General features: G+C 73.9%; 13 protein-coding genes and 1 pseudogene. 1 reads left to right on the top strand and 13 read right to left on the bottom strand.

What is annotated here, in order from left to right:
* Nucleotides 1-2 precede the first annotated feature (2 nt).
* From iolC to E1291_RS04775, 3 genes are read right to left on the bottom strand one after another with little or no spacing between them, the layout of a single operon-like run.
* Complete coding sequence (gene iolC / locus E1291_RS04785) at nucleotides 3-1,031, bottom strand: 5-dehydro-2-deoxygluconokinase (protein WP_131736318.1); 1,029 nt, start codon at nucleotides 1,029-1,031, stop codon at nucleotides 3-5.
* Complete coding sequence (locus tag E1291_RS04780; RefSeq protein WP_131736317.1) at nucleotides 1,028-1,942, bottom strand: TIM barrel protein; 915 nt, start codon at nucleotides 1,940-1,942, stop codon at nucleotides 1,028-1,030. Before E1291_RS04780 ends, iolC begins: the two co-directional genes overlap by 4 nt.
* Nucleotides 1,939-2,937, bottom strand: coding sequence for a Gfo/Idh/MocA family protein (locus tag E1291_RS04775; RefSeq protein WP_131736316.1), 999 nt, complete (start codon nucleotides 2,935-2,937; stop codon nucleotides 1,939-1,941). The genes E1291_RS04780 and E1291_RS04775 overlap by 4 nt, the downstream gene beginning before the upstream one ends.
* Before the next feature lie 151 nt (nucleotides 2,938-3,088).
* On the opposite strand from E1291_RS04775, the gene E1291_RS04770 reads away from it, so the two are divergent.
* Complete coding sequence (locus E1291_RS04770) at nucleotides 3,089-3,826, top strand: GntR family transcriptional regulator (protein WP_131736315.1); 738 nt, start codon at nucleotides 3,089-3,091, stop codon at nucleotides 3,824-3,826.
* A 335-nt stretch (nucleotides 3,827-4,161) separates the two neighbouring features.
* Here E1291_RS04770 and E1291_RS04765 read toward each other — a convergent pair whose 3' ends face one another.
* The 10 genes and pseudogenes from E1291_RS04765 to E1291_RS04720 form a co-directional block, all read right to left on the bottom strand.
* Complete coding sequence (locus tag E1291_RS04765; protein WP_131736314.1) at nucleotides 4,162-6,870, bottom strand: sugar-binding protein; 2,709 nt, start codon at nucleotides 6,868-6,870, stop codon at nucleotides 4,162-4,164.
* Nucleotides 6,871-6,922: 52 nt separating this feature from the next.
* Nucleotides 6,923-7,714 (bottom strand): carbohydrate ABC transporter permease, encoded by a 792-nt coding sequence (locus E1291_RS04760; protein WP_131736313.1) that lies wholly within the window; start codon nucleotides 7,712-7,714, stop codon nucleotides 6,923-6,925.
* Nucleotides 7,711-8,685 carry a carbohydrate ABC transporter permease gene (locus tag E1291_RS04755; RefSeq protein ID WP_131736312.1) on the bottom strand — a complete coding sequence of 325 codons (975 nt, stop codon included), beginning with the start codon at nucleotides 8,683-8,685 and terminating at the stop codon, nucleotides 7,711-7,713. The genes E1291_RS04760 and E1291_RS04755 overlap by 4 nt, the downstream gene beginning before the upstream one ends.
* 91 nt (nucleotides 8,686-8,776) lie before the next feature.
* Nucleotides 8,777-10,135, bottom strand: coding sequence for an extracellular solute-binding protein (locus E1291_RS04750; RefSeq protein ID WP_207400559.1), 1,359 nt, complete (start codon nucleotides 10,133-10,135; stop codon nucleotides 8,777-8,779).
* A 65-nt stretch (nucleotides 10,136-10,200) separates the two neighbouring features.
* A complete protein-coding gene (locus E1291_RS04745) occupies nucleotides 10,201-11,460 on the bottom strand; it encodes a carbohydrate kinase family protein (RefSeq protein WP_131736311.1) in 1,260 nt (419 codons plus the stop codon).
* A 171-nt stretch (nucleotides 11,461-11,631) separates the two neighbouring features.
* On the bottom strand, nucleotides 11,632-12,999 hold the full coding sequence (locus E1291_RS04740; RefSeq protein WP_131736310.1) for a 6-phospho-beta-glucosidase: 1,368 nt from the start codon (nucleotides 12,997-12,999) through the stop codon (nucleotides 11,632-11,634).
* Nucleotides 12,996-13,757, bottom strand: coding sequence for a DeoR/GlpR family DNA-binding transcription regulator (locus E1291_RS04735; RefSeq protein WP_131736309.1), 762 nt, complete (start codon nucleotides 13,755-13,757; stop codon nucleotides 12,996-12,998). Before E1291_RS04735 ends, E1291_RS04740 begins: the two co-directional genes overlap by 4 nt.
* Nucleotides 13,758-14,032: 275 nt before the next feature.
* Nucleotides 14,033-15,340 carry a phosphodiester glycosidase family protein gene (locus E1291_RS04730; protein WP_131736308.1) on the bottom strand — a complete coding sequence of 436 codons (1,308 nt, stop codon included), beginning with the start codon at nucleotides 15,338-15,340 and terminating at the stop codon, nucleotides 14,033-14,035.
* A gap of 91 nt (nucleotides 15,341-15,431) precedes the next feature.
* On the bottom strand, nucleotides 15,432-17,921 hold the full coding sequence (locus E1291_RS04725; protein WP_131736307.1) for a P-loop NTPase family protein: 2,490 nt from the start codon (nucleotides 17,919-17,921) through the stop codon (nucleotides 15,432-15,434).
* A 31-nt stretch (nucleotides 17,922-17,952) separates the two neighbouring features.
* Nucleotides 17,953-18,571: pseudogene (locus tag E1291_RS04720) on the bottom strand (hypothetical protein); the annotation flags it as partial.

Below are 18,571 nucleotides of genomic sequence, written 5' to 3'. Positions count from 1 at the left end.
GCTCAACCCGTGCTCTCCTTGTCACTCGTTCCGCCGGTCGTTCCCATGCCGTCGTCGGCTCCGTTCCTCGTCGCCCGCCCGTCCGGCGTGCCGGTGCCCGCGCCGCCGCCGAGGATCCGCTCGACCTCGCCGGCGTCCGGCATGGCGTCCGCGCAGGCGAGCCGGGACGCGACGATCGCCCCGGCCGCGCCCGCGAACCGGACGGTGCGCTCCAGGTCCCATCCGCGCAGCAGCCCGTGGCAGACCGCGCCGCCGAAGGCGTCGCCCGCGCCGAGCCCGTTGACGACGTCCACCGGGGTCGGCGGGACCTCGACGATCCCGTCCGCCGACGCGGCGAGCGTCCCGCGGGGCCCCTGCTTCACGATGGCCACCGACACGCCGCGCGCCAGCAGCGCGCGGGCCGCGGCGCGCGGCTCCCGCTCGCCGACCGCGACCTCGCACTCCTCCAGGTTGCCGATCGCCACGGTGGTGTTCCGCAGCGCCGCCGCGATCCGCTCCTGGGCGTCGTCCCGCGTCTCCCAGAACATCGGCCGCCAGTCCAGGTCGAGGACGGTCGTGCCCGGGTGGACCTCCAGCGCGTCGAGCGTCGCGGCAAGGCTCGGCTCCTGCGACAGCCCGGTGACCGTCGCCCAGAAGATCCGCGCCGAGCGGAGCGCGTCCAGGTCGAGCTCGTGCGGATGGATCTCCAGGTCGGGGGCCTTGGGGTAGCGGTAGAAGTAGAGCGGGAAGTGATCCGGCGGGAAGATCTCACAGAACGCCAGCGGCGTCGGCAGGCCGGGGACGGGGGTGACGAACCGGTCGTCCACCCCGTACTCGCGCAGCTTGCGGTGGATGAAACGGCCGAACGGGTCGTCGCCGGTCCGGGTGATCACCGCGGTCCGGTGCCCGTACCGGGCCGCCGCCACCGCGACGTTGGTGGGGCTGCCGCCGAGGTACTTGCCGAAGGACTCGACGTCCTCCAGCGGGACGCCCGTCTGGAGCGGGTACACGTCCACGCTCACCCGCCCCATCGTGACGAGGTCGTGGCTCATGGCGCGCCTTCCTCCCCCGGACCTCCGCCCAGGGCGGCCAGGAACGCCAGGCTTTCGCGGACCCCGGCGCACGGCCCCGCGCCCGGCGCGGGCTCGTCCGTGAGCACCGTGTCCTGCTCCAGGACGTACCAGCCACCGTAGCCCGCGCCTTCGAGCGCGCCGACGATCCCGGCGACGTCGACGTCGCCCCGCCCGAGCGGCCGGTAGACGCCGTCCCGGACGGCGGCGGTGTAGGTGGTCTCCCCGGCGCGCACCTTCGCGGCGAGCGCGGCGTCGACGTCCTTGAGGTGGACGTGGGCGATCCGGTCCGCGGCCGACCGCGCCAGCGCGAGCGGGTCGGTGCCGCCGATGAGCAGGTGCCCGGTGTCCAGGCACAGCGGGACGTCCGAGCCGTCCAGGACCCGGTCGACCTCCGCGCTCCGCTCGACGACCGTGCCGACGTGCGGGTGCAGGGTGGCACGGTGGCCGCGGGCCTCGGCGCGGGCGGCGGCGCGGCCGAGGTTGCGCAGCAGCGCCGCCCAGTTCTCCGCGTCCAGGTCGGGCCGCCCGTCGTAGCCGTCCAGGCCCGTCGCGGCGGCCAGCACGACCGTCGCGCCGGGGTCGCCGAACGAGTCGAGCGCCCGTTCGAGGTCGGGGATCGGGTCGCGTCCGGGGTCGTGCAGGACGAGCGGGACGAACCCGCCCACCGGCCGGAGCCCGTAGGCCCCGAGGAGCGCGGACCGCTCGGCGGGCCCGGCGGGCAGGAACCCGTCCGGGCCGAACTCGGTCGCGGCGACGCCGAGCTCGCGCATCTCCGCGAGCACCCGGGCCGCGGCCATCTGATGGCCCCAGCCGGGCACCTCGCAGACCCCCCAGGAGATCGGCGCGGCGGCGATCCGCGGCGCGGGGACGGCGGGGGCCGCGGGCGTCATCGGCGCACCTCCTCGATCGTGACGGTGCGGCGCTCGCGCCGGGAGATCTCGCACGCCTCGGCCACGTAGAACGCCTCCAGGCTCTCCTCGGGCGGGCAGGGGTTGGGGGTGCGCCCGGCCACCACGCCGACGAAGGCGCACAGCTCGGCGGCGTAGGCGTCGGCGAACCGCTCCAGGAACCCCGTGTGCGGCGGTCCCGCCGGGCCGAACCCGGCGGCGGCGGACGACAGCGGAGTGCGGTCGTCCAGCCCGGCGACGACCCCGTCCCGCGAGCCGAGAACCTCCAGCCGCACGTCGTACCCGGCCGCGTTGTAGCGGGTCGCGGACACGAGCGCGAGGGTGCCGTCGTCCAGGGTGAGGACGGCGGCGCCGGTGTCGATGTCGCCGGACTCGGCGAAGACCTCCGCGCCGCGGTTGGCGCCGGTCGCGGTGACCTCGGCGACCTCGCGGCCGGTGACGAACCGCACGGCGTCGAAGTCGTGGACGGAGCAGTCCCGGAACAGCCCGCCGGAGGTCGGGATGTAGTCGTCCGGCGGAGGCGCCGGGTCCAGCGTGCAGGACCGCACGGTGTGCACCCAGCCGAGCCGCCCGGACCGCACCGCGTCGCGCGCGGCGACGTGGCCCGGGTCGAAGCGGCGCTGGAACCCGACCTGGACGGGAACCCCGGAGCCGCGGACCGCCGACAGAACTTGGATCGTTCCATCGAGGTCGGCCGCGACGGGTTTCTCCACGAACACCGGCAATTCCGCCTCCACCGCCCGGATCACCAGTTCCGCGTGCGCGGCGGTCGGCGTGGCGACGACGACGGCGTCCGGGCGCGCGGCCAGCAGCGCGCCGACCCCGTCCACCGCGCGCGCGCCGAGCTTGCCCGCGACCGCCCGGGCGCGCCCGGCGTCGGCATCGGCGATGACGACCTCCTCGACCTCGGCGAGGCCCCGCAGCGTCTCCGCGTGCCCGGCCCCGATCCGCCCGGCCCCGGCCAGCCCGACCCTCATGCAGTCCCCCTTCGGATGCCGCGGTGAATGCGTTCGAGTGTCATGGAACGCTCCAAATTCTGTCAAGGTCATGTCCTGACATACAGACTTAAGAACTTTGTAGCACCGAGTCCGTTATCCTCGTCCGCGACCGAGGCGAGGAGGCTCCGACGTGCACAAACCCGCGGTGACGCTGGACCGTGGCAGTCCCGTCCCGCTCTACTTCCAGGTGGCCCAGCAGCTCGAGGCCGCGATCCGCGCGGGCGAGCTGCCGCCCGGGTCGCGGCTGGAGAACGAGCTGGAGCTGGCGGCGCGGTACCGGCTGTCCCGGCCGACCGTGCGGCAGGCGATCCAGCACCTGGTCGACAAGGGGCTGCTGGTGCGCCGCCGGGGCGTGGGCACCCAGGTCGTCCAGTCACAGGTGCGCCGTCCTCTGGAGCTGTCCAGCCTGTACGACGACCTCGTGGCGGCCGGGGAGGAGCCGGGCACGCGGGTCCTGGAGCTGGGGCCGGTTCCCGCCGGGGGCGAGGCGGCCGACCGGCTCGGCGTCCCCGTGGGCACCGAGGTGCTCCGGCTGCGCCGGCTGCGGCTGACCGGCGGCGAGCCGCTGGCCCTGATGACGAACCTGCTGCCCGCCGGTCTGATCGACGTCACCGCCGCCCACCTGGAGGAGCACGGGCTGTACGAGACGCTGCGCGCGGCGGGCGTGAACCTGCGCATCGCCCACCAGACGATCGGCGCGCGCGGCGCGACGACGGCCGAGGCCCGGCTGCTCGACGAGCGGCGCGGTACCCCCCTGCTCACGATGACCAGGACGGCCTTCGACGACAAGGGCGAGGCCGTCGAGTACGGCACCCACGTCTACCGGGCCGACCGCTACACCTTCTCCCACACCCTCGTAGGCAAGTAACACGCCCGCCCCCAACCGTCAGACGAACACCGCGGCCCCTCTGACCACGCCCGAAGCAGCGCGCCCGGCCTGCTTGAGGAGATCCTCACCCACCCCGCCCAGGAACGATGAGCCTTGCGCCCCTAAGCCACAACCGGCCGTCGACCGCCCAATGGTCAGACTGCATTGACGGCATCCGGACGGGCATACTCAGCCGTCACGCGAGCGCGCTACCTGCCCGCTTGAGGCGAAGCCGAAGGCGAGCCTCAAGCGGGCAGATCGCGAAGCGATTCGCGCTCGCACAAGCACGGTCACGGTCCGAGCCGCCAGGCGAGGATCGTGGGCCGGGATTGCAATTAATCCAGCTGCACGACGGTGCTCGCGGTGCCTCCCTTCTTGGCGGCGAAGGCGAGGGTGAGCAGGCCGCTGGCGCCCTGGACGGTCACCTTCTGGGTCCCGGACCGCTGAACCTCGACCTTGGTGGTGCCGAGGACCTTGCCGTCCCAGACGTGGACGTACGCGGTGCCCGGTCCGGTCGCCTTCAGCGTGAAGGTGACCGAGCCGCCGGAGACGACGGGCGCGCCGCTGACGGTGGCGCTGTCATCGCGCGGGGCGGCGGGTCCGGCGGCCAGCGGCACGCCGGTGCGCACCGCCTGGACGATGGACTCCGGCGAGTTGACCGAGGCCGCGGCGTCGGTGGGCATCACCGGGGCCGGCGGGGTGGTCGGCAGGCCGGACGGCGGGGTGTGACCGGGAAGGGTGGTCAGGCCCCACCGGTACGGGTCGCCCTGCACGCCGCCCCAGGTGGACCACCCGATGCGGGTCTGGCCGGTCTTGTCCTGGGTGTCGGAGTCGTAGACGAAGATGTTCAGGCCCATCCGCGCCGGGTCGACGGCGGTCGGCAGCGCCTTGAACGGGATCTTCGCCTCGATGACGTAGCCGTCGTAGGGGCTGGTCACCGACGAGGCGACCTGCATGCCGGGCGCGGTCTCCGCGCCGCCCTGGTGGGCGTCGGCGTCCCGTTCGAAGCAGGGCTTGCCGTCCGACATCTGGGGGAAGATTCCGGTCTTGAACGTGGTGGAGGTGTTCTCGGAGTCGCCGCGCGGGTCGATCCCGATCTCCACCGAGTCGCTGCGCCAGTGCCGCTTGCAGTCGTCGGCGCCGAGGACGGTGCCCTGCTTGTCGTCGCGGACCTTGACGAGCACGTGGAGCGCGTCGTCGGTCCAGGTGACCTTGCCGGTGGCCGAGCAGTCGGCGGCCGAGTCGCAGGCCGTCCCCTCCCAGAGGCGGGACAGGTTCAGCTCGGGTCCGGGGTACTCGCCGGGCGTCTCCTTGCCGTCCACGGCCGGGGCGCTCGTGGCCTTGGGCAGCTCGGCCGCCGGGACGAGCTCCAGGGCGCCCTTCTGGACGTCCGGCGCGCCCGAGGCGGAGGTCGTGGTGATGGTCAGGTCGTAGTCGCCGCCCGTGCCGCCCTGGTTGGAGGTGGGCAGCGAGGCGTCGGTGTTGGTGACGGTGAACGTCGCCGAGCCCTTCGCCCCGGCGGCGAGCGTGTACGGCTTGGACGCCGCGTCGGCCGCGAAGCCGGCGGGCAGGTCCAGCTTGACCGTGCCCGACTGGGCGGACGCGGTGGTGTTGGCCAGGTCCACCCGGACCTTGCGGGACTTGCCGGAGGCCAGGGTCAGCACCCGCTTCATCCGGCCGGTGAGGGCCTGGACGTCGTTCTTGGCGGCCCAGGCGTCGAAGTCCGCCACGCGGGGCAGCGGCTCCTGCGCGCCGGTGACGGCCGGGCGGACCTCGACGAGCGTCGCGGTCTGGCCGGTGGCCTTGCCGGAGGCGAGGGTCGCCGAGATCCGGGCGCGGCCGAGCGCGGCGCCAGCCGGGGGCGTGACGGTGAACGTCGCGGTGCGGTCGTCGTCGCGGACCTTGCCCAGGTCACCGCTTCCTGTCACGTTCCAACCGGTGGGCACGGCGAGCGTCGCGCGCGCCCCGGAGAGTGTCCGCGGGGAGGAGGCGTGGGCCGTGACCTTGAACGCACGACCGGGAGTGACGCCGAACGAGTCGGTGGTGAGGGAGAACTGCGTGCCGAACGGGAGGCCGCCCTTGGCGGGCTGCACCGCGCCCTCCAGCGGGGCCGTCGGGTCGGTGTTGCCCAGGGTGAACGGCACGCGGCTGTGGATCTGCGTGAAGTAGTCGCAGCCGACCTTCGCCGGGTCCGCGGGGACGTCGGGGAACCCTCCCCAGCCCTGGCTGACGTAGGTGCGCTGCGCCTCGCGCTCGACCTGCGCCCAGGTCTTGCCGCCGTTGCGCGCGGACGCGCGGCCTCCCCACACGCCGTAGGCGAGCGCGCCCTGGCCGGCCGGGGTCAGGTCGGTCGCGCACGCCGCCCCCGCCGGGCCGGACGCCCCGCCGGTCTGGAAGAGCCGTCCGGGCGCCCAGGCGTCCAGCCGCTCCTTGCCGCGGAGCTGGCCCGGGTAGGCCGCCGGGTCGGCGGCGGCGAAGTACGCCTCGGTCGCCAGCCGCGCCGCCTGCTGGTGGTTGCCGTGCTGGCCGGGCACCGGCGCGGGCTCCATGGTGACGATCACCTTGGGCCGCGTCTCGCGGACGAGCCGGACGACCTTCTCCAGCGTCGCGTCGTGGTCCCAGGTGGCGCTGGTGAGCGGGGCGCTCACCGTGTAGTAGAAGTCGACCTTGTCCAGGTAGTGGACGTCGGTGACGCCGGCCTTGCCGACGGCGCGGCGCTCCTCGTTCTCGCGGAGCAGGCCGAGCGGCGGGCCCTCCTCGTTGCCGGCGGCGTTCCCGCCGCCCTCGCCGCGGGTGACGGTGAGGACCCCGGTCCGGACGCCGCCGGACTTGCCGGTGGCGTACTCGTTCCACTGGCCGAGGGTCGACAGTGTGCCCGCCTCGTCGTCGGGGTGCGCCCCGACGAACAGCACGTCCAGGCCGCCGCGGTCGGACGGCCCGCCGCGCCCGGACGGGGATGCCGCCTGCGCCGAGGCCGGCGGACCGGCCAGGGCGAGGGCCGCGAGCGCGGCCGACAGGACGGCGGGTAGGGCGAGTCTTCGCATGAACTCTCCTGTTCGTTCCCTGCGTCCGGGACCGCGCGCGGCCCCGGACGCCCTACTCCTTGATGGCCCCCGAGAGCATTCCTGCGATGAACTGCCGTTGCAGGAAGACATAGACGATCACGACGGGCGCGGCGATGATCAGCGCACCGGCCATGAGCAGCGGATAGTCGGTCTTGTGCGAACCCTGGAAGAAGGACAGGCCGAGCGGCGCGGTGCGCAGCGCCTCGTCCGAGTTGATGATGACCAGGGGGAGCAGGAACTCGTTCCAGGTCCACATGGTGGTGAGCAGGAGCATGGTGAGGATGGCCGGGCGGCCGATCGGCACCAGCACCCGCCACAGCGTCGTCCAGCTCGACGCGCCGTCGATCCGGGCCGCCTCCAGCAGGGAGCGCGGGACGCTGCGGAAGTAGGCCCGCATCCAGAACGTGCCGAACGCCACCGACATCGCCACCTGCGGCAGGATCAGCCCCGCGTAGGTGTTGTCCAGCCCCATCGAGCGCAGGTCGAAGTAGAGCGGCACGACGATGGTCTCGGTCGGGATGGTCAGCCCGGCCAGGAACAGCAGGAACACGGCGGTGGCGCCGCGGAAGCGCATGGTGCCGAGCGCGTACCCGGCCATGATCGACAGCGTCGCCGAGACGACGACGGTGATCGAGGTGACGATGACGCTGTTGCGCAGGTAGGTGGCGAAGTGGCCCTCGCGCCACGCCGTGCCGAAGGTCGAGAAGTCCAGGCCGGGCAGCCGCAGCGCCTGCGTCACGATCCCGATCATCGGGAACACGGCGATGACCGCGAAGACGGCCAGGACCGCGTGGTTGACGAGCCGTTCCCCCCGCGTGCTCATGCGCCCTTCCCTTCCACCAGGCGGCCGATGCCCGCCGTCGCGGCGAACGCCAGCACCGCCAGCGTGATGCCGATGGCGCAGCCGAGCCCGACCTCGCCGGTGTTGAACGTGCGGTTGTAGACCTCGTAGGCGGGCACCTTGGTGGAGTTGCCCGGGCCGCCCGCGGTGGCCATGTAGATGAGGTCGAAGTTGCGGATCGCCATGATCGTCGTGAGGGTCAGCGCGACCGCCAGCTCGCGCCGCAGCCCCGGCAGGGTGACGGCGAAGAACTCGCGGACGGGACCGGCTCCGTCGATGCGCGCGGCCTCGTACAGCTCTCGCGGGATCTTCTGCACGCCGGCCAGGAACAGCACCAGCGCCAGGCCGATCCCGACCCAGGTCCCGACGAGCCCGACGGCGGGCAGCGCGAAGGTGAAGTCGCCCAGCCAGCCGCGGCGCCAGTCGGGGAGGCCGAGGTCGTGGAGCCATCCGAGGACGGTGTTGACGGGGCCGTCGGCGGAGTAGACCCACTGCCAGGCCACGGCCACCGCGACCATCGCGACGACCTGCGGCAGGAACAGGACGGTCCGGAAGAACACGAGACCGCGGATCTTCGTCCGGGACATGACGGCGACCAGCACGAACGCGATGCAGCACGGCAGGACGGCGTAGAACACCACGAGGATCAGCAGATGGCCGAAGGCGCCGCGCAGCGCCGGGTCCGTCCAGATGCCGGTGTAGTTGGAGAGGCCCGCCCACTCCGCCGTGCCAAGGCCGTCCCAGTCGTACAGGGAGAACTGCGCCCCGCGCACCAGCGGCCACAGCAGGAACCCCCCGTACACCAGGAGGGCCGGCAGGACGTACAGCCAGCCCAGCCGGCGGGGCTCTCCCGGCGATCTGGTCACCTCAGCGCGCCCCGGGCGCCGGACGGCGCCCGGGCCGGCGGACCCGGTCCCGGACTTCGGGGTCTTGCGCCGCGCGACGGTCGTCATGTGCGGGCTCCCTTGCTCTGCGGTCGTCAGCCCGTGTCCCGCCGCCGGCCGCGCGGCGGACCGAGCGCGGCCGGCGGCGGGAGCTGATCGGCTACTTCTTCTTCTGGAAGGCGGAGTAGTCGTCCTGCGCCGCCTTCATGACCTGTTCGGCCGACTTCTTGCCGGCGACGAGCTCCTGGAGCGGGCCGCCGAACCCGTCGGTGAACGTGGGCGAGGTGTAGTCGATGTAGGGCGTGGTGCCGTCGTTCTTGCTGAGCTCCGCCCATGCCGCCGACACCTCCTTCATCAGCGCCGCCTCGGGCTGCTTGCTCGGGGCGGCCAGCACCGGGAGGCTGCCGGTCTCGACCGCGACGTCCATCGCCGCGGGCGAGGTGATGAAGTTGATGTAGGCGGCGGCCACGTCGGCGTGCTTGGACTTGGCGGTGATCGACCAGGGCAGGCTCTCCCCGCCCATGGTCGCCGCCGGCGCCCCCGCCTGCGCGGCGGGCGGCAGGATGAAGCCGACCTTCTCCTTCATCCGGTCGTTCAGGTCGGGCGCCCACCAGGTGCCGCCGAACATGAACACGCCCTGCCCCTTGGCGAAGTTCACCGGGGTGTCGTCCCACTTGATCGAGTTGGAGTCCTTGGTGAAGTAGCCCTTCTTGGCCCAGTCGGCGAGCTTCTGCGCCGCCTGGACGTTCGGGGCGTCCGTCCAGGATCCGCCGCTGCCGAACACGAGCTTGCGGACGGCCTCCTTGTCGGTGAGACCGTCCTGGAGGATGCCGTAGAGCTGCATCGCGGGCAGCTTCTCCAGGTTGCCGAACGCGATCGGTACCTCGTTCTTGCCCTTGGCCGTGGCGAGGGCCTGCTCGAACTCGGCCCACGTCTTCGGCGGCTGGACGCCCAGCTTCGCGAGCTTCTCCTTGTTGTAGTACAGCCCGACGATCTCACCGTTCAGGGACACCCCGTACAGGTTGCCCGAGCCGATCAGCTTCCCGTCGGGGGTGACGCTGTTCAGGTCGAGCAGGCCCTTGGGGTAGCGCTTCTTCCACCCGTAGACCTGGTCGTAGGAGTCCATCGGCAGCAGCATCCCGGCCTTGACGAACTGCGCCATGGACGCGTAGCCCTGGTTGGCCTCCACGACGTCGGGCGGGTTGCTGCCCGACAGGGCCAGCCGCAGCGTCTTCTGCAGGTCGCTGAACGAACGCGACACCCGGTTGATCTTCACGTTCGGGTACTTGGCCTGGAACTGGGCGTTCAGCTTCTCGATCTGCTCCTTCAGGCCGCCCTGGACCTCCTGGTCCCAGACGGTGAGCGTCACGTTCCCGGCCTTGGCGACGTCGGTGCTGACCGCCGCGGGCGCCTTGCTCTCGGGCTTGTCGTTCGACGAGCCCGGGGCGCACGCGGCGGCGAGCGCCGTCACGAGGGCGACGGCCGTGGCCACCGCCCCTCGCCTCATCAGTGTCGGCATTCCAGCGGCTCCTTTCTCTGTTGCGCGATCCTGGGGGTGGGTGGTCCCGCGTCGCGGGACCGGGGTCAGGACGGCTGCTGGAGGTCGGCCCGGAGGGTGGGCTCGGCCCGGACGACGGTGTCGGTCGCCGAGTCGGGGATGTAGTCCACGACGAAGGCGTACTGCTCGAGCACGGACTCGGGAACCTCCCCGGACTCACCGAACGCGGCGATCTCGCCCCAGCAGGGCGCGCCGAGCGAGCCGCTGCGGTGCCGCACCGACAGGCCCGCGCACAGGTTGGCGAACCGCAGGCGCTCGGCCAGCGGAAGCTCGGCGAGCGTGCCGAACAGGAACCCCGCGGCGAACACGTCGCCGGCGCCGGTCGCGTCGAGCGCCTCGACCGGCAGCGCCGAGGTCTCGGCGACCTCGCCGGTACGGGAGTCGATCGCGATCGCGCCGTCCCCGCCGCGCTTGACGACCACGACCGGGACCCGCGCCGACAGCGCGCGGGCGGCCTCCTCGGGGCTGCCGGTACGGGTGTAGGCCATCGCCTCCACGGCGTTCGGCAGGAACACGTCCACGTGCTCCAGCCGGTCCAGCACCTCGCTCGACCAGGTCTCGGTCGCGTCCCAGCCGAGGTCGGCGAACACCAGCGCGCCCGAGCGGCGCATCTCCCGCGCCCAGCCGGGCACGGGACGCTCGATGTCGACGAAGCACGCCCGCGCGGACGGCGGCGGGGAGCCCAGCACCGCCCCCGCCCCCGTGCCGGCGTCCGTGCCGTCCCCGTCGTCGTTCACGGCGCCGCCGACCAGGCCGGCGGCTGCTCCCGTGAGCTCCGGCATGGGCTTGGCGTAGGTGACCATGCTGCGGTCGGAGTCGTAGGCCAGCGACACGGTGACGGGCGTCGGCCAGGCGGGGATCTTCCGCGAGTGCCCGAGGTCGACGCCCTCCTGCTCGGCGAGCGTCCGCCACAGGTAGGCGCCGAACAGGTCGTCGCCGAACGGCGCCGCGAGGCCGACCCGCAGGCCGAGCCGGCTCATCGCCACCGCGATGTTCGCGACGCCGCCGGGCGCCGAGCCGAGCCCCTCGGTGAACAGCTCCGTGCCGGGCGGCGGCAGCCCCGGCAGCCCCGTGAAGATCATGTCCATGAAGACCTGGCCGCTCAGAAAGACGTCCAGGCCGGGAGCGGTGCCGCCGGCGTCCCCGGTCCGCCGGAGCAGTTCCCCGGCCAGGCCGCGCTCGGCGCACGGGTCGGTCAGCGACGGCTCGGGCGGCCGCCCGGGTGCCGCGGCCTCAGCTCCCGGGGAGTCCGCGGCCGCGGCCCCGCTCAGAGTTTCTGCTGTCATGACGCCTCCTCACGAGGGCCTTCGTTGATGACGTTCGAGGTAAGGGAGGACCGCGGGCCCGCCGGCGACGTCCCGGCGGACCCGCCTGGGTCCGGTCGTTGAAGGTGGGGGGTGGGATGGGTGAAGTGGGGTGGTGTACGGAGGTGGATCGGTCGGGTCAGAGGACGGCGGTCACCGGGGGCCGTCCTTGAACACGGCCGCCACCTCGGGGATCCGGTCGATGTAGCCGTCGAGCAGCCTGCGCCCGACCGAGACCGAGTCGACCAGCGGGTGCAGGGCGAACGCCTTGACCGCCTCGGTCCGCGAGCCGCTGAGGGCCGCGCCGATCGTCAGCCGCTCCACCGCCTTCATCTGCTGCATCAGGCCCGTCTGGTGCAGGTCGGGCTGGTCGAGGACGAGCGGGTGGATCCCGTTGGCGTCGACGGTGACGGGCACCTCGACGACCGCGTCCGGCGGCAGCGCGGTGACGGTCGACCCGTTCCGCACGTTGAGGATCATGGAGGCGGGCTCGTTGCGGCTGATCGCCGCCATCACGCTCAGCGCCACACCGGCGTACCCCTCGTCGACCGGGTCGACGCCGGAGTGGTCCTCCAGGGCCTCCCCGGTCGCCGCGCCCTTCATCTCGGCCATGTAGCTGGCGCTGCGGGAGGCGGTCGTCTCGCGCCAGATCTCCAGGGCCGCGCCGCCGGACGCCGCGGCGATCCGCTCGTAGAACGCCTCCTGCTGCCGGACGAGGAACTCGCCGCGGGTCTGCGGGGCGTCGAGGGTGGCGCGGACCGCCTCCCGGTTGAAGTAGTAGTAGTACAGGTACTCGTTGGGGATGGAGCCGAGTTCGCGCAGCCACTCGCGGCCGAAGACCACGCCCTCCTCCAGCCCGCCGAGCAGGTCGTCGTCGGCGAGCAGGCGCGGCAGGACGTCCACGCCGTCGTGCAGGATGCGGCGCATCCAGCCGAGGTGGTTGAGCCCCACGTAGTCGAGCTGGAGGCGCTCGGGCCGTAGCCCGAGCGCCAGCGCCACCCGCGTGCCGAGCCCGGACGGGGTGTCGCAGATGCCGAGCACCCGGTCGCCGAGGACGGACTGCATCGCCTCGGTGATCATGCCGGCCGGGTTGGTGAAGTTGATGACGTAGGCGTCCGGGGCCAGCTCCTTCACGCGGCGCGCGACGTCCACCATGACGGGGATCGTGCGCAGGCCGTAGGCGAGACCGCCCGGCCCGGTCGTCTCCTGTCCGAGGACGTTCAGGTCCAGCGCCACGCGCTCGTCGCACACCCGCCCCGCCAGCCCGCCCACGCGGACGGCGGAGAACACGAAGTCGGCGCCCTCCAGTGCCCGGTTCAGGTCGGTGCTGGTGCGGACCACGGGGGCGCCCTCGGCACCGGCGGCGGAGGCCGCGAGCACGGCCGCCATCGCGGCCAGGCGGCCGTCGTCGGTGTCGTGCAACCAGACCTCCCCGATGCGCGGGGAGCCGTGGTCGCGCAGCAGGGCCTGGTACACGTACGGCACCCGGAACCCGCCCCCGCCAAGGATGGCCAGCTTCATGCGATGAACACCTTCCCGCCCGCCTGCCGGCAGAGCTCGAGAGTCTGTGGGTCGGCGCCGGCGGTGGTCACCACCGCGTCGACCGCCGCGAGGGAGCACACGCGCAGCGATCCGGTGCCGGGGAACTTCGCCTCGGAGGCGACCAGCACCACCCGGTCGGCGGACTCGATCATCGCCTGCTTGATCGGCGTCTCGACCTCCATGTCGTCGACGACATGGCCGTCCGGCCGTACCCCGGTGCAGCTGAGGAACATCAGGTCGGCGCTCACCCGGCGCAGCGCCGTCTCGGTGAGCGACCCGACGAGCGAGAGGTAGTTGCGCCGCACCACCCCGCCGAGCAGGCACAGCCGCACGGCCTCGTCGTCGCGGAGCTCGTCCAGCACCGCCAGGTTGGCGGTGATGACGGTGACGGGCCGGCCGCGCAGGTGCCGGGCGAGCAGCCGGGTGCTGGTGCCGATGTCGAGCACGACGACCATCTCGTCCTCGACCAGCGCGGCGGCCCGCCTGGCCACCGCCTCCTTCTCCGCGCTGTCGTGCTCGGCCGAGGCCGCGAAGGAGATCTCGGGCACCGCCGCCTGAGGCGACAGCGCCGCTCCCCCGTAGGTCCGGACGAGCTCGCCGTTGCGGTCCAGCACGTCGAGATCGCGGCGGATCGTCGACTCGCTCACCTGAAGGGTCTCGGCCAGCTCCCGGACGGACGCCGCACCCTTCGTACGCAGCGAGGACACGATCTGCGCACGCCGCTTGCTTGATGTCACGCAGGGAACGTAGCACCCATGCGCGACTTCAGTCATCTGTCACCGCTTATTTGCTCGAAGTCCGTCATCTAGGGACGTGACCTGCACAGACGCGGTCAATCCGGGTGTGGAGTCAGGCCGTCCGGTCAGGACCGCCGCCGAACGCCGAACCGCCCGCGGCGGGTGCCGCGGGCGGTGGCCGGTCCGGTGATGTCAGGCCGGGCGGTCAACCCGGACTCCGTGGTCAGGGACGCGCGCGAGGAAGTTTCCGGGCCCGGGACGAGAGCGGGCGTCGCTCAGGACGCGGTGAAGACCCCGATCCCGTTCGCGACGGCGCGCTCGGTGCCGTCCGAGGGGACGTTGCGGACGGTCGCCTCCGGCTCGCCGGGCCCCCGCGCGACGAGCGTCGAGGAGCCGCCGCCGTCGAGGTTCACCGCGTCGTCGGCACCGGCGCTCTCCAGCAGTTCGGCCAGCTCGGCGACGGTCAGCCCGGCGCTGAGCACGGACCGCCCGTCGGCCACCACGAGGTAGAGGTGGCGGCCGCCGTGGCCGACCCCGGCGGCGGTGCGGGGCGCCGGGCCGCGCGGGTCGAGCCCCTCCAGCGGCTCTCCGCCGCGCAGGATCGGGAACCCGCCGACCGCGGCGCGGAACCGCTCCGCACCGGTGAGCGAGTAGCGGACGCGCACCCGCTGGCCGGGCCGGAACGCGCGCAGGGCCGCGGCGGACGCGCCGCGCCCGACCAGGACGGTCGTCCCCGGCGGGATCGCGCCGCCGCCGATCGTCCCGGCGACCTGGGTGACCCTTCCGTTCCGCACGGTCACCTCGGCGACGTCGGTGTCGCACGGGTCGGCGCGGCGCTCGTCGGTGCCGCACACGGCGCGCAGCCGCGACACCGCGCCCCACGCGCTGGTGAACGCGCCCGCGCCGCCGACGGGCAGCGCGTACTGGTTCAGGCCGCGCAGCGGCAGCGTCCTGCCGCCGGTAGTGATCGTCCCGGTCAGGCGCAGCCGCGCCACGCGGCCGCGCCGGTCGGGACCGACGCCGATGACGTCCTCGGCGGACGTCGTGGGCGGCAGCGCCGGGCCGAAGCGCTGCCCGTCCGGGACCGCGGCCTTGAGCGGCCGCCCACCGTCCACCTCGGGGCCGGACGACGACCCGGTCGGGGTGACGCCCGGGTGCGTCTCGCTGATGTTGAAGAAGTCGCCGTTGACCCCGGCGACGGCGCGCTGCGCGGCCGCCATCCGCGACACCGTCAGCCGCGCGGCGATCGCGGGCGGGCGCAGCAGCCCGACCCGCACGTGCGGCGCGCGCAGGTCGACGTCGACGAGGTCGCCGCGCACCGGCCCGCCGATCCCGGACGTCTCGAACGCGCGCAGGACCACGCCGGGCGCGAGCCTGGTCTCGGAGGTGTAGCGGAGCGCGGGCAGCGCGCCCGGCCGTGACGAGACGGCCGCGCGCCGCGCGTCCGGGCGCTCGCCGGAGCCCGCGCCGTCGGCGCGGTTCGCGTCCGGCGGGACGGGGACGCCCGCGTGCGCCGGGACGGCACCGCAGAGCGCGACCAGCGCACCGGCCGCCGTGAACGCGGCCGTGAACCTTCCCAGCATGGGGCACCACCTTCGTCGACTGCCGAACGTGCCGATCATCGCCCGCAGACGGTGAAGAGGCGGTGGGGCGGACGTCAACGGCAGTCGACGATCAGGGCTCGGCACCATGACCCGGCACCGACCGCCAGGCCGCCTCGTATCCGGCGAAGGACTCGCCGACGGCGGCGGCGCGCAGCTCGACGTCGCGGGCGAGCGCCGCCAGCAGGGCCGGGCCGTCGTCGGGGGTGACGGCCCCCAGGTGCGGGCGCAGTAGCTCGCGCAGCTCCAGCTCGGTGCGCCGGTGCCGCAGGAAGCCGTCGAAGAACTGGTCGGCGCAGGCGAACAGGGCCCGCACGGCCGCCGCCGACTCCTCGGCCAGCGCCCGCGACAGCCGCTCCAGCACGTCCTCGACGACGGCGGTGAGGGTCTCCCCCAGCCACCGCGCCGTCTCCTCGGCGCCCTCGGTGACCGGGATCATCTCCGCGACCCGCGCCGGGGACAGCCCGCGCGGGTCACCGCGCCGCCACCCGCGCAGCGGGATCGAGGCGCTGACGCCGACGTCCGCGGGGATCGCCCACGGCGCCAGGTCGACCGCGACGTGAAGCTCGGGCCCGCCGTGGCCCGCGCCGGACCCCGCGCCCGGTGCCGGCGCGGCGGGCACGACGGGGCCGCCCTCGTCGATGCCCACCACGATCGGCTGGACGACGCGCAGGAACAGGCTCTGGTCCCCGTAGCCGACGCTGAGCGCCGCGAGGTCCTCGATCGGGGTCGCCAGCGCGGCGAGTCCCTGCTCGCGCAGCGCCGCGCCGAACGCGGCGAGCGTGTGCTCGCCCGGCAGCACGGGCGCGGGCAGCCGCGCCCACAGCGCCGCGACGACCATGCCCTGCAGCTCGCCGATGGCCTGCGCGAGCGAGGGGTCCACGAGCCGCTTGAAGGTCTCGGCCACGAAGTGCCGGGCCCGGATGAACTCCTGCTCGACCGTCGCCCGGCGCAGCACGAGGATCCGCTTGCGGACCCGTTCCAGCCACACGTCCCGGCCGCCGCCGCCGAACCCGTCCGCCAGCCACGCCCGCACCTGCCCGGCGGCGGCGAGCGCCGCGGCGTCCAGCTCCTGGCTGCGCAGGCCCTCGCGGACCCGCGCCAGGTAGCCGTCGCGGACGCGGGCCAGGTCGTCGGCCAGCTCGTCGACCACGGCCGGGACGAGCTCGGCGAGCCGCTGGTCGTCGCTCGGCACCCGCAGCCCGGCCGCGCGGATCCCGTCCGCGAGCGCGCCGGCCGCCTCGACGGCGGCCCGGCCCGCACGGACCGTCGCCTCGTGCGCGTCGTAGAGCGCGGCACGGTCCATCGCGGCGAGCCGGCCCGCCAGATGGGTCAGCACCGGGCCGAGCACCCGCTCGCGCACCTCGTCCGGGGAACTGAGGTCGCCGGACAGCACCCCGACGCCGTGCGAGGCGCCCGCCGCCCGCGCCTGCTCCACCGCGCTCCCGAACTCCTCCGCCGTCAGGTCGGCCCTGGCCTCGTCCCGGTTGAGCACGATGAACATGAAGTCGCCCAGCGCTACGCCCGCGCGGGAGGCGTGGGCGAGCTCCTGCAGCTCGGTGTCGCCGGCGGAGAACAGCACGTTGATGCGGCTCGGCCGCTTGACCTGGATGAGCAGGTCCACCTCGTTGCGCAGGTCCTGCATGAACTGCCGGGCCACGTCGAGGCCCCGTTCCTGCGTCCCGGGCAGGTCGATGAGCGCCAGGTCGCGCACGGGGTTGTTGGGGAACGGATGGTAGATCCGCACGTCCCGGACCGCCAGGTAGCGGCGCTCCGCCGACGGCGGCGCCGGGTCGGCCGGGTAGGAGACGAAACCGGGCACCTCGGGCAGCTCGATCTGCCGGACGCGGGCCCCCTCGAACAGCTCGCGGTAGCGCGGCAGCGCCGTCTGCGCCTGCCGCAGCCGGGTCAGGTGCTCGTGGTTGGACGGCACGTCCCGCCCGGACGCCGCCGCCGGCCCGGCGAACTCGGTCCAGGACGGGTACCGGAACGCCGCGAAGTCCTCGATCCCCGCCGGCACCGGCAGGCCGAGCGCCTCGTGCCGGGGCCGCAGGTAGACCTCGCGGAAGTCGTCGAAGGTCCGCAGCACGACCTCGGCGCGCGGCGACGGGGAGTTGAAGATGCGGCTGCGGGCCGCGGTCGTCGGCAGCAGGTCGGCGGAGGTGGGCAGCACGTCCGTGCCGAGCCGGTCCAGGCCGGAGACGGCGCGCAGCAGGGTGCTCTTGCCCGCCTGCGTCTGGCCGATCACGCCGATGTTGAGCGTCGGGCGGAGCGCGCGGCTGCGCACCGCGTCGACCCGTCCGGACGCCTCGGCCAGCGACTGCCGCATCCGCCGGGCGCTGCCGCCGTCGAGGAACAGGCGCAGCGCGGCCGCCAGCGCCTCGCCGCGGCCGCCCGCCGTGAGCGCCGGGTCGAGCTGCGTCCGCTCGGCCTGGTCGACGAGCGCGCCGAACCCGTCGCGGAACTCCCGCCAGGCCCCCGACAGCCGCTCGACCCGGTCGCGCTGCGCGTGCCGCGCCGCCAGCGCCGCCGCGATCTCGGCCTGGATCCGCTGGTCCTGCATGTGCCTCCTCTTGTGGGCGTGCCCGGCCGGTTCAGGCCGGCCAGGTCGAGACCGTGAGCTTGGCCTTGTAGCGGTCCGCCGACACGACCGTGATCAGTGCGACCCGGTCGTCGGCGAGCAGGCAGAGGCTCTGTGCGTCCTCCGGCACGAGGAAGGCGAAGCTGGGCTTCTGGCCCCGCACGCGCTGCGGGCACCCGCCCTTGTCGTCCTCCGGATGTTCCGCGGCCACCAGGATGTTGCGCAGCCCCGCCTTCAGCACCTTGTCGGAGTAACGCACGTCCCCTGCCTGGGCCGCCGGCCGGGGCGCGGGCGACACCTTCAGCCACTGGCCGTTCGGGACGGTCACCGCGACCCCGCCGGGCGGCGGCTCCGTGGACGCGGCGGTCGTGGGCGGCGGGGACGGGACGCTCGTCGTGCTCTTGAAGACGGGGTCGGGCCGTCCTCCGGCGTCGTCGGATCCGGCACCGCCTCCGGTCAGTCCGACGGCGAGCACGACGACGGCGACCAGGGCCAGCAACGCGCCGCCGCCGGCCAGCGCCGGGACCAGCCAGCGGGGCGGCGGGGACGGCCCGGCGAAGAGACCGCCCGGCACGGGGACCGCCGCTCCCGGACGCTCCGACGGCGGTCGCGCCGGGCCGGGCGGGGGCACG

This window comes from Actinomadura roseirufa (assembly GCF_900659635.1).
In the GTDB taxonomy this organism is placed as follows: Bacteria; Actinomycetota; Actinomycetes; order Streptosporangiales; family Streptosporangiaceae; genus Spirillospora; species Spirillospora roseirufa.
Note: the sequence above shows the minus strand (reverse complement) of the source record. Positions and strands in the feature narration are given on the sequence as shown.